The organism is Sphingomonas sp. 2378, from assembly GCF_038084995.1.
Lineage (GTDB): Bacteria > Pseudomonadota > Alphaproteobacteria > Sphingomonadales > Sphingomonadaceae > Sphingomonas.
In genome coordinates this window covers 52,905-65,928 of record NZ_JAXCMJ010000011.1, presented here as the reverse complement: position 1 = coordinate 65,928, position 13,024 = coordinate 52,905, and the positions used below count along the sequence as shown (strand labels likewise).

The window sequence follows — 13,024 nt, the reverse complement described above, 5'->3', positions numbered from 1 at the left end:
ACAGGGCGAAGGGCAATTGCGGGAAAAGCATGGAACCGTCGTTCCGCCGCCGGGGTTAAGAGGCGAACTGCCCGGTCATCCGGGCCAAAGAGGAAAGGATTTCCCATGGCCGACACGGACAATATCTTCCCGCCGTCGCAAGGCGGCACCCCCGGTTTCGCGACCAACACCGCCAGCGCACCCGAAGTCGCGGCCCCCAACGCCGCGCCCAAGGCGTTGGGCACGGACGATGCCGCCAAGAGCACGAACACCCTGTCCGAGGCCAAGCAGCAGGTAAAGGAAGGTGCGACCAAGGTTCAGCAACAGGCGGTCGACAAGATCCACGCGCTCGCGGGCGACGGCAAGGCCAAGGCCGGGTCGGCGCTCGATCAGGTGGCGCAACTCCTGAACGATGCCGCCGGTCAGGTGGATGAGAAGCTGGGCAGCCAATATGGCCAATATGCCCGCTCTGCCGCCGACACCGTCACGTCCTTCTCGGGTGCGATCAAGGACAAGGATGTCGAGGAACTGATCGACGACGCCCGCGCTTTCGTGACGAAAAGCCCGGCGGTCGCGATCGGCATCGCTGCCGCGCTCGGCTTTGTGCTGGCCCGCGTCGTCCAGTCGGGCGTTGAGACCCGCCAGTCGGTCGACGCTGCCGCGTGACCCGCGTCACCGCTCCCCTGTCGGCGGCGAGGTCGGACCCGGAGACGCTGACGTCGCTGGTATCGCAACTGGTCGATGACGGCCGTTCCTATATCACGGCGGAAATCGATCTGGCCAAGGCCCGCGCCTCGGACAAGATCGGGCGCTTTCGCAGTGCAGCGATCTTTCTCGGGGCGGCCGCCGTCTTGGCGCTGGCTGCGCTGATCGCGCTGCTGGTCGGGTTGATCTTCGCGCTGGCCCCGACGACGGGACCGTTGGGCGCGACGCTGATCGTGGTCGGGCTCGTTCTGGTCGTCGCCGGGATCCTGGCGATGGTGGGCAAGTCCCGCCTGTCGGGAGGGAAGGCATGACCGTCGCCGAAGCCGAAGTCCGGGCCGCCGCCGCGCGTGAGCGGATGAACCACACCGTGTCGCGTCTCCAGGCGCGGTTGGAGCCCCAAGCCCTGGCTGCGCAAGCCAGGGAAGCCGGGCTGTCTGCTGCCAAGTCGAGCCTGGATTGCGCGAAGAGCAATCCGGTGACCGTTGCTGGCGGCGTCGCGGTTCTTGGCCTGTTGCTCAATCGTCGGCGGATCGCCCGCCTGTTCAAGCGCAAGCGCTGATTTGGCCCGCCGATGGGTAACCATCGGCGACATAGCCCAGAAGGATGTTCGCAATGACCACCGAAACCCAGAACGAACAGCAGACCGACCGCCTTCGCGAGAAGCTGGACCATGGTCGTGAAACCGCGTCGCAGGCCTATCACGATGCCAAGGACAAGGCCGGTGAGCTGGCGCACAAGACCGCCCAGACCATCGAGGCCAATCCGCTGGGCATTCTGGTCGGCGGCCTGGCCGTCGGCGTGATCGCAGGCGCGCTGCTGCCGCGATCCGCGCGCGAGAAGGAACTACTCGCCCCGCTCGGCAAGAAGCTTGGCGAGACGATCCGTCAGGCGACGCAGGCGGCGCGCGAAACGGGCCTGCGTGAGCTGGAGAATGCCGGCCTGACCAAGGATGCAGTGAAGGATCGTGCCCGCTCGCTGCTCGATGATGTCGTCAAGGTGGCCAGCAACGCCAGCACGGCGGCGGCGAAGGCCGCGACGAACAAGTCGACCGACACGGCAATCTGATGACGTTGGAAAGGGCGCTTCGCGAACTGACAGGATCGCCCAGCGCCCTTTCCTTCATGTGGCGATGAACGGTGGCTTGCGGGCGGCGGGCGGGCTTTCTACCAAGATGGCTTGTCCGCTTTTGAACGGGATATCCGCTTGCGCCACCTTTCCCTCGCCGCCCTGCTCGTTTCGCTTCCCCTCCCCGCCGCGCCGCTGGCCGCACAGGCCATTCCCCCGTCCCCTGTCCTCCCCGGCGAAGGACAGCAGGACGCGCGGCTGAAGCAGCTTTTCCATGACAGCGACGAAGCCAGTCTGGCGCGCAGCCCGATCAACGGGCTGTTCCGGGGCGATATGCGCCGCGCCGACCGGATCGGCGATTTCTTCTCCGACACCTGGATCGCAGCGGAGCGCGCGGCAGCGGAAAGCGATTTGAAGCGCCTCGGGCAGATCGACCGCGCCAAGCTGACCCCGACGAACCAGATTGCCTATGACGTGTTTCGCCAACAGACCGAGACGACGCTGAAGGGACTCGATCCGTCGCTTGTTGCGCTGACCATCGTGCGTCCGATGGACCATTTCTTTGGTATCCAGACCTTCTACCCCGAATTCGCCTCGGGCCAGGGCGCGGCCCCGTTCAACACGGTGGCGGATTACGACAATAATCTGAAGCGCAACGTCGAATATGCCCATCTGCTGGACGAAGCGATCGAGCGCTTTCGGCAGGGTATGAAGAGCGGCGTCGTGCAACCCAAGCTGGTCGTGCGCAACATGATCGCGCAGTTCGACAATCTGCTGGCGGTGCCGGTCGAGGACTCCACCTTTTACGGACCGCTCAAGCGTTTCCCGACCACGATCCCTGCCGCCGAGCAAGCCCGTCTGAAGGCGGCTTATGCGGCCCAGATTCGCGACGTCATCGTCCCCGCCGAAAAGCGGATGCGGAGCTTCCTGGCCGACACCTATCTTCCCGCCGCACGCGACTCGGTCGGGCTTGTCGGGATGCCGGGCGGCGATAGGCTCTATTCCTATCTGATCGAGCAGAACACGACCCTGCCGCTCAAGGCGGAGGACGTGCACCAGCTCGGCCTGTCCGAAGTCGCACGTATCCTGAAGGCGATGGAAGTCCAGAAGCAGGCGGTCGGGTTCAAGGGCAGCCTGCCTGAGTTCTTTACCTTCCTGCGCACCGATGCGCGTTTTCAGCCCAAATCGGCGGCGCAACTGCGCGAAGGCTATGAGGCGATCGGACGGCGCGTCGATGCGCGCATCCGCGAGCAATTCTCGCTGATCCCCAAGACCGCGCTGGAAATCCGGCCCGTCCCCGCCTTCAAGGAGAAGACGGACGCGGGCGGCTCCTATCAGGGCGGCACGCCGGACGGGACACGACCGGGCGTGTTCTATTACAACACCTATGACCTCCCCTCGCGCTATATGTGGGAGATGGAGACGCTCTATCTCCACGAAGCAGTGCCGGGGCATCATTTCCAGATCAGCCTGGCGCAGGAAAATGCGGCGCTGCCCGCCTTCATGCGGTTCGGCGGCAACACCGCCTACGCCGAAGGCTGGGCGCTCTATGCCGAGACGCTCTGGCCCGAACTCGGAATGGAAACCGACCCCTATCAGCGGATGGGCGGGCTGAACGATGAGATGCTGCGCGCGATGCGGCTCGTGGTCGATACCGGCATTCACGCCAAAGGTTGGACCCGCGATCAGGCGATCGACTATATGCTCGCCAACTCCCCCATGGCGCGAACCGACGCGACCGCCGAGGTGGAGCGCTATATCGCCATTCCGGGTCAGGCTCTCGCCTACAAGATCGGGCAACTGACCATCAGCCGCCTGAAGGCCCAAGCCAAGACGGAACTGGGCGCCAGGTTCGACCCACGTCGCTTCCATGCGGAAGTGCTGGACACCGGCGCACTGCCCATGCCGGTTCTGGAGAAGAAGATCGCCGACTGGATCGCCGCCGAAAAGAAGCGCTGACACCTGTCTCAATTCCTCCCCTGTAAGGGGAGGTGGCAGGCCGGAGGCCTGACGGAGGGGTATCCCGCTCGATGGGCCGATACCCCTCCACCCGCCCTATGGAACGTGGCGCTTCTCCAGCTTCCGGGCCAGCGTCCGGCGGTGCATGCCCAGCCGACGCGCGGTTTCGGAAATGTTGAAGTTGGTTTCGGCCAGCGTCTCGTTGATCCGCTCCCATTCCAGCGTCTTGATCGAACTGGGCCGGTCGGTGATCGCAGTCGTCGTATCGCCACCCGCTTTGTGAAAGGCGGCTTCGATGTCGTCGGTGTTGGACGGCTTGGCGAGATAATGGCACGCGCCGAGCTTGATCGCCTCGACCGCCGTCGCAATGCTGGCAAAGCCGGTCAGCACGACGATCAGCATCTCCGGGTCATGCGCATGGAGCGTCTGGACGCAGGCGAGCCCCGACGCCTGACCGAGCTTCAGGTCGACCACCGCATAGCGCGGCGTCGTTTCCGACAGGACCGCGACCAGCGCATCCGGCCCATGCGCCACCCACACGCGGTAGCCCCGCCGCTCGAACGAGCGTTGCAGCGTGCGCGCGAAGGTCTCGTCATCCTCGACGATTACCAGGGACCGTTCCTCGTCCATCATGCCTCCCGATCCGATAAGCCGATCATGCTTAGAGGTAGTGTCAGGGTGACGACCGCGCCACCCTCCGGACGATTGGCGGCCTCCACCCGTCCGCCCAGCTTGCGCACGACGCTGGAGACGAGGAACAGGCCGACGCCATGCCCTTCTCCCTTGGTCGATTGCTGCGGGCGACCGACCTGCGACAGGGTGGAGGACGTGAAGCCCGGCCCCCGATCGGTGACCCGGACGGCGACCGCCCCGCCCTCGCGCGTGACGGACAGCCCGACCCAGTGCGGCGACGCCTCCGCCGCATTGTCGAGCACGTTCCACACCGCCTGCTTGATCGCGGGATCGGACACGATCGCCGCGTCATCGTCGGTCCGCTGATAATCGAGCGCCACCTGGGCATGGCTTTGCCGCCACTCGCCGATGATCGTGTCGATGAAGCGTCCGACCTCGGACAGTTCCGCCGCCTCGCCACGCGGCTCTCCGGCGGATTGGAGGATGCGGGTGACGATGGCCTTGCACCGCTGCACCTCGGCCTGCATCTCGGCGATCTCGCCCATGAGCTCGGCGTCGTCGCGCAGCTTGGGCACCCGCCGCCAATCGCTCAGGATCACCGACAGGCTGGCCAGCGGCGTGCCCAGTTCATGCGCCGCACCCGAGGCGAGCAGGCCCATGCGGACGATATGCTCCTCCTCCGACGCCTGCTCGCGCAGGTCAGCCAGCCGCGCCGCGCTCTGGCGGAGATTGCGGCTGATGCGGGTAACGAACAGGATCAGCAGACCCGCGACGATCGCGAAGCTCAACCAATTGCCCAGCGTATGCAGTCCCGCGATGTCGCCGAACAACCATGGCGGAAATGCCAGCGGCCGATGGTGGAGCGATAGCAGGCCGAAGCAGACGCCGGTGATCCCCGCCAACGCCCAGGCGGACCAGGTCTCCAGCAGGACGGCACCCAGCACCACCTGGATCAGATAGAGCGAGATGAACGGATTGGTCGCGCCACCCGCCAGGAAGAGCTGGAGCGTCAGCGTGCCGACATCGAACATCAGTGCGAAGAGCAGTTCGGTATTGGTGATCCGGTGGAAGCGCAGGCGGAAATGGCTGAGCAGATTGATCGCCACCGCCATGCCGAGCACGCCCATCATGGCCACCACGGGAAGCTGAACGCCCATGACCCGGTTGACGAACAGGATCGTCACCAACTGTCCCGCCACCGCCATCCAGCGAAGGTGGATCAGCTGGCGCATATTCGCCGTCCCCGCCGTCGCATCCGCTTCGCGCGGACGGATAGTGAACGGCAGGAAAGGCGGAACGCCCGTCACTCGCTCCCGCGCCTCCACAGGATGACCAGCCCGACGACGGTCAGGATCGCCAGCGCGAACCAGGTCAGTGCATAGGACAAATGGCTGTTGCGGAAGGCGACGACCGTCAGCCCGCCGACCGGATAGCCGCCCGGATTGGGCGTGGCGTCGGCATCGATGAAATAGGGGGCGACGGGGCCCAACTGCTTGGCGGCGGCGATCGCCTCGACATCGCGCGAATACCAGCGATCGGCGACCGGATCGTTCGAGCGGAGGAACGCCCCTTTCGGCTCGCTGATCCGGACAAGTCCGGTGACGCGGACCGGTCCGTTCGGGTGGTCATGATCGGCGCGGTGCTCGGCGGGCACGAAACCACGGTTGACGAGAATGGTGAAGCGCGGTCCGACCAGCGGCGTCAGGACCCAATAGCCCGGTCCCCGCTCGGTCACCGCCTGGACGAACGTCTCGCGGTCGTTGCGGAAAGTGCCGGTCGCGGTGACCCGGCGATAGACATCCTCGGGACCGGCGGTCGGGGGAGCTGCGACGGGTGCCGCGTGGAGCCGGTTATCGACCTTGGCGATCAGGTCCAGCTTCCACACCCGGCGCTGCAACTGCCACACGCCGAGCGAGAGGAAAGCCGCGATAAGGGCCAGGCCGATCGCGGTCAGGATCGCCGGCACCAGCGGCGAGCGGCCGCGCCGCTCTCCGCTGACGCCAGCATCGGCCATTACATGCCGCCGCCCAGTTGGGCGGCCATGTCCGGCATCATGTTGGTGTTCATGTGATACATGACCCAGATCGATCCGCTCAGCGTGATGACGACCAGGACAGCGGTAAACACCAGCGCCATCATCGTCCAGCCACCCTCCGACTTGGTGTTCATGTGGAGGAAGTAGATCATGTGAACGACGATCTGGACGAAGGCGAGGCCCATGATGACCAGCGCAGTCGTCTGGGTATCGCCGAGCGCGCCGGTCATGACGGCCCAGAACGGGATGGCCGTCAGGATAACCGACAGCACGAAGCCGATCATGTAACCCTTGAGCGAACCATGACCATGGGTGTCGCCATGCGCGTGGAGATCATGGTCCAGATTGGCGTGGTCGCCATGACCATGGGGGGGATGAGCGCTCAACGGAGAACTCCCAGAAGATAGACAAAGGTGAAGACGCCGATCCAGACGACGTCCAGGAAGTGCCAGAACATCGACAGGCACATCAGGCGACGCTTATTCGCTTCGATCAGTCCGAAGCGGCCAACCTGCACCATCAGCGTGACCAGCCAGATCGAGCCGAAGGTGACGTGCAGACCGTGCGTGCCGACCAGCGTGAAGAAGGACGACAGGAAGGCCGAACGCTGCGGACCCGCGCCGTCATGAATGAGGTTGGCGAATTCATAGAGTTCGATCGACAGGAAGGCGAGACCGAACAGGCCGGTGATGCCCAGCCAGATCAGCGTGTTCGACTTCTGGTTCTTCTCCATCGCGATCATGGCGAAGCCATAGGTGATCGACGACAGCAGCAGCATCGAGGTGTTGAGCGCGACCAGCGGAAGCTCGAAAATCTCCCGCGGGGTCGGCCCACCCGCATAGCTCGTGCCCAGCACGCCATAAGTGGCGAACAGGATGGCGAAGATGAGGCAGTCGCTCATCAGGTACATCCAGAAACCGATGGCGGTCGAGCCACCGGATTCGTGATGATGATCCTCGTCCTCGACCAGATAATAGGTCGGGTTCTTGGCCGGATCGGCGCTCAGAACGTCGGTCGACATGGATCAGGCCCCCTGCCCGAGCAGGCGACGCCGCTCGCTTTCCGTTGCCACGACTTCATCGACGGGGATGTAGTAATCGCGGTCATAGTTGAACGTGTGCCAGATGGCGACGACGACGACACCGATCAGGCCCAGGGCGGCGAGCCACCACATGTACCAGATCATGCCAAAGCCCGCGGCGGTCGACAGGCCGGCGATGATGACGCCGGTGCCCGTGTTCTTGGGCATGTGGATCGGACGATAGCCCTCGGCCGGAGCCTGCGCCTTCTTGTCCTTCATGTCGTACCAGGCATCCAGCTCATGGATGACGGGCGTGAACGCGAAGTTGTAGTCCGGCGGCGGCGACGAGGTCGCCCATTCCAGGGTGCGGCCGTTCCAGGGATCGCCCGTCACGTCGCGCAATTCTTCCTTCTTCCAGATCGACACGCCGATCTGAACAAGGAAGGCCCCGATACCGCCGGCGATCATCAGCGCACCCAGCAGGGCGACGACGAAGTAGATCTGCAGCGAGGGATCCTCGAAATGGTGAAGACGACGGGTCACGCCCATCAGGCCCATGATGTAGAGCGGCGTGAAGGCGACCCAGAAGCCGATGACCCACAGCCAGAACGACACCTTGCCCCAGAACTGGTTGAGCTTGAACCCGAAGGCCTTGGGCCACCAGTAGTTGATCGCCGCGAACGCCCCGAACAGCACGCCGCCGATGATCACGTTGTGGAAGTGCGCGATCAGGAACAGCGAGTTGTGCAGCACGAAATCGGCGGGCGGAACGGCCAGCAGGACGCCGGTCATGCCACCGATGGTGAAGGTCAGCATGAACGCGATGGTCCACATCATCGGCAGCTCGAACCGGATGCGCCCCTTATACATGGTGAACAGCCAGTTGAAGATCTTCGCGCCCGTCGGGATCGAGATCACCATGGTCGTGATGCCGAAGAACGAGTTGACGCTGGCGCCCGAACCCATGGTGAAGAAGTGGTGCAACCAGACCAGGTACGACAGGATCGTGATGACGATCGAGGCGTAGACCATCGAGGTATAGCCGAACAAACGCTTACCCGAGAAGGTCGAGGTGACTTCAGAGAACACGCCGAACAGCGGCAGGATCAGGATGTAAACCTCCGGGTGGCCCCAGATCCAGATCAGGTTCACGTACATCATCGGATTGCCGCCGAGATTGTTCGTGAAGAAGTTGGTGCCGACATAGCGGTCGAGCGACAGCAGGACGAGCGTGGCGGTCAGCACGGGGAAGCTGGCGACGATCAGGACGTTCGCGCACAGCGAGGTCCAGCAGAAGACCGGCAGCTTCATCATGGTCATGCCCGGCGCGCGCATCTTGATGATGGTCGCGATCAGGTTGATGCCGGACAGGGTCGTGCCGACACCCGCTACCTGCAAGGCCCAGATATAATAGTCGACACCGACATCGGGACTGAAATCAAGCTCCGAAAGCGGCGGGAATGCCAGCCAGCCGGTCCGCGCGAACTCGCCGATGAACAGCGAGGCCATGACCAGCACGACGCCGCCCGCGGTCATCCAGAAACTCAAGTTATTCAGATACGGGAAGGACACGTCCCGCGCGCCGATCTGGAGCGGGATGACGTAGTTCATCAGGCCGGTGATGATCGGCATCGCCACGAAGAAGATCATGATGACGCCGTGGGCGGTGAACACCTGATCATAATGGTGCGAATTCAGAAAGCCCTGATTGTCACCGAAGGCGATCGCCTGCTGCCCGCGCATCATCAGCGCGTCGGCAAAGCCGCGCAGCAGCATCACGATGCCCAGGATCATGTACATGATCCCGATGCGCTTGTGATCGACGGTGGTGAACCACTCCTTCCAGAGATAGCCCCACAGCTTGAACTTGGTGATGAGCGCCAGCACCGCGATCCCGCCGACCGCGACACCCAGGAAGGTGCCGACGACGATGGGTTCGTGGATCGGAAGCGACTCGATCGATAGCCGTCCGAAGATGGTCTTTATGATGTTGTCCATGATGGCGTGCCTCAGCCGCGACCCGCACCGGCATGACCAAGGGTCTGCGGGCCGGGGGTCTGCGGAATGGAAAGGAAGGACATGCGGCGGTTCTTCATCTCGCCCGGTTCCTGCACGCCCTTCGACGGCACAGGCTCCTTGCTCTGATGCGGCGACGTCTGGATTTCCTCAGGCGACTTTTCGAGCGCGCCCTTGGTCCGGTCGCCATGCATCGGGCCGGTGTTGTTGACGGGCGGATTGCCCTCACCAACCTTCATCTTGTGCGGATCTCCACCACCGGTCATGCGGTCGTGCATCATCACGTCCGACATGCAGGGCGTGTTCTCGGCGACGCAGCGGTTGACGACGCGGTCGAACAGGCCGCCCTGGACGCCGCTGAAATACATGGCGGGCACATACTCGCTGGGACGCTCGACGGCCAGGAAGGCGGCGCGGGTCAACTCACCCTTGCCCTTGGCCTGCCCCGCCTGCGAGGTGCGGACCTTCTCGACCCACTGGTCGAAACCGTTCGCCTGAAGCGCGTAGACCGGGAAGTTCATGCCCGAGAAACCCGCGCCGCTATAGTGCGACGACAGCCCCTTGAACGTACCCTCGCGGTTCATGACCGCGTGCAGCTTCGTCTCCATGCCGGGCATGGTGTAGATCATGCCCGCCATCGCCGGAATGTAGAAGGCGTTCATCACCGAGGTGCCGGTCAGGCGGAACTCGACCGGACGATCCACCGGCAGCGCCAGTTCGTTGACCGTCGCGATGCCCTGCTCCGGATAGATGAACAGCCATTTCCAGTCGAGCGCGACGACCTGCACCTCCAGCGGCTTGACGCCCGTTGCAACCGGCTGGCCAGGGGCAGTCCGTTCGATGGGGCGATACGGATCGAGCAAATGGGTGCTCGTCCAGGTGACTGCGCCCAGGCAGATGATGATCAGCAGCGGGGCCGACCAGATCACCAGTTCCAGCATGGTGGAGTGATCGAACTCGGGATCATACTCGGCCTCGGTATTGCTCTTGCGATAGCGCCACGCGAACAGCACCGTCAGCGCCATCACCGGGATGATGATGAGCAGCATCAGGGCCGTCGCGATCAGCACCAGATCGCGTTGCTGCACGGCGACGTCACCGGCAGGGTTGAGCACGACCGCGTCGCATCCCCCCAGCATGGCCAGGAGGGGCAAGGCGGCCCAGCGAAGAGGGCGCAGGCGCGCAAGGCTCGACGAATGAGACATATGGGAAGCGCCGCTACGCCTTTGCTGCACGTGCGCACATTGGACAGTTTGTCCAATCCCCGTGGTCGTTCGAAAGGCGCATAGGCGCGGCAGAATGGCGGTCATGCGCGGTCTTTATGCACTGCAACCGACCCGCCTCGATAACTTGGAAGAAGTCAGGACTGGCAGCCGATGAGCGCAGAGTTAACCGCATCGACCTCGACGCCCCTTGAGCGGGACGCGCGGCTGGTCAATGCCCGCGATCCGCATCACGTCGCACCGGGTGACATCGCCATCGGCGTCATCATCGGGCGTACCTCGGAGTTCTTCGACTTCTTCGTCTACGCCATCGCCTCGGTGCTGGTGTTCCCGTCGCTGATCTTTCCCTATGTCGATGCGCTGACCGGTACGCTCTATTCGTTCGCGCTGTTCTCTCTGGCGTTCATCGCGCGCCCGATCGGCACCTTCATCTTCATGGCGGTCGACCGCAGCCTGGGCCGTGGGGTCAAGCTGACCATCGCGCTGTTCCTGCTCGGCGGGTCGACCATGGCGATCGCCTTCCTGCCCGGCTATGCGCAGATCGGGACGTCGGCCGCCGTGCTGCTCGGCATCTTCCGCATCATGCAGGGCCTGGCGCTGGGCGGTGCCTGGGACGGCTTGCCCTCGCTGCTGTCGCTGAACGCGCCGGAGCGTCGGCGCGGCTGGTATGCGATGATCCCGCAGCTTGGCGCGCCGCTCGGCCTGCTGGTCGCCAATGGCCTGTTCGCCTTCTTCCTGACGACGCTGAGCACCGCCGACTTCCTCGACTGGGGCTGGCGCTATCCGTTCTTCGTGGCCTTCGCGATCAACGTCGTGGCGCTGTTCGCGCGTCTGCGCATCGTCGCCACGCCGGAGTTCCAGCGCTTGTTCGAGAGCCGCGAGCTTCAGCCCGCACCGGTCGGCGAGACGATGCGCACCGAGGGCCGCACCGTCCTGCTGGGCGCCTTTGCCCCGCTCGCCAGCTTCGCGATGTTCCACATCGTCACCGTGTTCCCGCTGTCCTGGGTCGTGCTGTTCAACCGTGAAAAGCCGCAGGACTTCATGATGATCGAGATCATCGGCAGCATCGTCGGCGTTCTCGCGATTCTGGCCTCGGGCAAGATCGCCGATCGCGTCGGTCGCCGTACCCTGCTCGGCGCATCCGCCGCTGCGATCGCCGCCTATGCCGGTTTCGCGCCGCAGTTGCTGGATCAGGGCGGTGTTGGTGAGACGGTCTATATCGTCCTAGGCTTCCTGCTGCTGGGTCTGGCTTTCGGCCAGTCGTCGGGCGTGATCAACTCGGGCTTCTCGCCGCTGCGTCGCTATACGGGCGCGGCGATTACCTCGGACCTCGCATGGCTGCTGGGCGCCGGCTTCGCGCCGCTGGCCGCGCTGCTGCTGTCGAGCAATTTCGGGCTGCTGTCGGTCGGTGTCTATCTGCTCTCGGGGGCCGTCGCCACGCTGGCCGCGCTGGGGATCAACAAGGAACTCGCCAAGCGCGCGTCCTGATAGTTTCTTAAGGTCTTGTTTTCGAGGCGGCCGGTGGAGCGATCCACCGGCCGTTTTGTTTTGCCCGCTCCGCTCCCTACATTCCCGAAACAGCAGCAAAGATCGGGAGTTGAGCGCAATGAAGAGCAACTGGCGCAAGGTCGCGATGGCCGTCGCAGGTTCGGGGTTCGCGATGGTGGCTGGCGTGGCCGACGCGCGGGTTCCGGCGGGGATTTGGGCCAACCCGTCCAAGACCGTACAGGTTCGCTTCGCCCCCTGCGGACGGGGGCCGGATGCGCAACGCATGTGCGGCACGGTCGTTTGGGCGAGCGAGCAGGCGAAAGCCGACGCGGCGCGCGGCGGCACGGATCGCCTGATCGGCACGCAGTTGTTCGCCGATTTCGAGGAAGAGGAACCCGGCCGCTGGGCGGGCACCGTCTTCATCCCCGATATCGGTCGGGAGGTCGAGGGCACCATCACCCAAATCGACGCCCGCACCCTGGTCGGCGAGGGTTGCCTCTTCGGTCGGCTGGGATGCCGGGAACAGCGCTGGCAACGCGTCAAATGACGGCGGCCATGGAACCGGAACCCGTCTGCCGCGTCCCGGACGACAGGCAATAGGGAAGGAACGCCATGGCTGATGATGCACTGACGGTCATCAAGGATACGGTCGAGGACAATGTCTCCGATCGCCAGGTTGAGTTCGTGGGCGAGATGGAGGGCGAGGAATATCAGTTCGCCGTCCAATACGACTTGCTCGAAGCGCTGAGCGGCGATGTGCCCGATGGCGATGCGATCGAGATGTTCGAGCGCTATTCGGACGACATCCTCGAAGCGGCGCTGACCGCGCTGGGCCGCGATATGGAGCAGTCGCTGGTGGTCGTCAGCGAGAATGATCTCGACTGACGCTCCGCTACCGGA

At 64.2% G+C, this 13,024-nt stretch carries 15 protein-coding genes; 8 read left to right on the top strand and 7 right to left on the bottom strand.

The features are described from left to right. Positions 1 to 105 precede the first annotated feature (105 nt). From SM191_RS07960 to SM191_RS07940, 5 genes are all read left to right on the top strand, one after another. Positions 106 to 645, top strand: coding sequence for a hypothetical protein (locus SM191_RS07960; protein WP_341505714.1), 540 nt, complete (start codon positions 106 to 108; stop codon positions 643 to 645). Further along, a complete protein-coding gene (locus SM191_RS07955) occupies positions 642 to 995 on the top strand; it encodes a phage holin family protein (protein ID WP_341505713.1) in 354 nt (117 codons plus the stop codon). The genes SM191_RS07960 and SM191_RS07955 overlap by 4 nt, the downstream gene beginning before the upstream one ends. Continuing rightward, positions 992 to 1,243 (top strand): hypothetical protein, encoded by a 252-nt coding sequence (locus tag SM191_RS07950; RefSeq protein WP_341505712.1) that lies wholly within the window; start codon positions 992 to 994, stop codon positions 1,241 to 1,243. Before SM191_RS07955 ends, SM191_RS07950 begins: the two co-directional genes overlap by 4 nt. 53 nt (positions 1,244 to 1,296) lie before the next feature. Next, the gene (locus SM191_RS07945) at positions 1,297 to 1,749 is read left to right on the top strand and encodes a hypothetical protein (protein WP_341505711.1); all 453 of its coding nucleotides are present in this window, start codon (positions 1,297 to 1,299) and stop codon (positions 1,747 to 1,749) included. 138 nt (positions 1,750 to 1,887) lie between these two features. Next, positions 1,888 to 3,708: a DUF885 domain-containing protein gene (locus SM191_RS07940; RefSeq protein ID WP_341505710.1), complete on the top strand. Its 1,821-nt coding sequence runs from the start codon at positions 1,888 to 1,890 to the stop codon at positions 3,706 to 3,708. 96 nt (positions 3,709 to 3,804) lie between these two features. Here SM191_RS07940 and SM191_RS07935 read toward each other — a convergent pair whose 3' ends face one another. From SM191_RS07935 to cyoA, 7 genes are all read right to left on the bottom strand, one after another. Further along, positions 3,805 to 4,338 (bottom strand): response regulator transcription factor, encoded by a 534-nt coding sequence (locus SM191_RS07935; RefSeq protein ID WP_341505748.1) that lies wholly within the window; start codon positions 4,336 to 4,338, stop codon positions 3,805 to 3,807. Continuing rightward, complete coding sequence (locus tag SM191_RS07930) at positions 4,338 to 5,573, bottom strand: ATP-binding protein (RefSeq protein ID WP_341505709.1); 1,236 nt, start codon at positions 5,571 to 5,573, stop codon at positions 4,338 to 4,340. Before SM191_RS07930 ends, SM191_RS07935 begins: the two co-directional genes overlap by 1 nt. Positions 5,574 to 5,644: 71 nt before the next feature. After that, positions 5,645 to 6,355 (bottom strand): SURF1 family protein, encoded by a 711-nt coding sequence (locus SM191_RS07925; RefSeq protein ID WP_341505708.1) that lies wholly within the window; start codon positions 6,353 to 6,355, stop codon positions 5,645 to 5,647. Continuing rightward, entirely contained in the window at positions 6,355 to 6,762 is a 408-nt protein-coding gene (gene cyoD, locus SM191_RS07920) for a cytochrome o ubiquinol oxidase subunit IV (RefSeq protein ID WP_445949831.1), read from the bottom strand. Before cyoD ends, SM191_RS07925 begins: the two co-directional genes overlap by 1 nt. Then, on the bottom strand, positions 6,759 to 7,397 hold the full coding sequence (cyoC, locus tag SM191_RS07915) for a cytochrome o ubiquinol oxidase subunit III (RefSeq protein ID WP_341505707.1): 639 nt from the start codon (positions 7,395 to 7,397) through the stop codon (positions 6,759 to 6,761). Before cyoC ends, cyoD begins: the two co-directional genes overlap by 4 nt. A 3-nt stretch (positions 7,398 to 7,400) precedes the next feature. Next, positions 7,401 to 9,395, bottom strand: coding sequence for a cytochrome o ubiquinol oxidase subunit I (gene cyoB, locus SM191_RS07910; protein WP_341505706.1), 1,995 nt, complete (start codon positions 9,393 to 9,395; stop codon positions 7,401 to 7,403). Between the two features lie 11 nt (positions 9,396 to 9,406). Next, complete coding sequence (gene cyoA / locus SM191_RS07905; protein ID WP_341505705.1) at positions 9,407 to 10,618, bottom strand: ubiquinol oxidase subunit II; 1,212 nt, start codon at positions 10,616 to 10,618, stop codon at positions 9,407 to 9,409. A gap of 171 nt (positions 10,619 to 10,789) precedes the next feature. On the opposite strand from cyoA, the gene SM191_RS07900 reads away from it, so the two are divergent. The 3 genes from SM191_RS07900 to SM191_RS07890 all read left to right on the top strand — a co-directional run bounded on the left by SM191_RS07900 (position 10,790) and on the right by SM191_RS07890 (position 13,009). After that, on the top strand, positions 10,790 to 12,124 hold the full coding sequence (locus SM191_RS07900) for an MFS transporter (protein WP_341505704.1): 1,335 nt from the start codon (positions 10,790 to 10,792) through the stop codon (positions 12,122 to 12,124). A 118-nt stretch (positions 12,125 to 12,242) separates the two neighbouring features. Further along, positions 12,243 to 12,671, top strand: coding sequence for a DUF2147 domain-containing protein (locus SM191_RS07895; protein ID WP_341505703.1), 429 nt, complete (start codon positions 12,243 to 12,245; stop codon positions 12,669 to 12,671). A 65-nt stretch (positions 12,672 to 12,736) separates the two neighbouring features. Next, complete coding sequence (locus tag SM191_RS07890; protein ID WP_267433326.1) at positions 12,737 to 13,009, top strand: DUF1488 family protein; 273 nt, start codon at positions 12,737 to 12,739, stop codon at positions 13,007 to 13,009. The last annotated feature ends 15 nt before the right edge of the window (positions 13,010 to 13,024 follow it).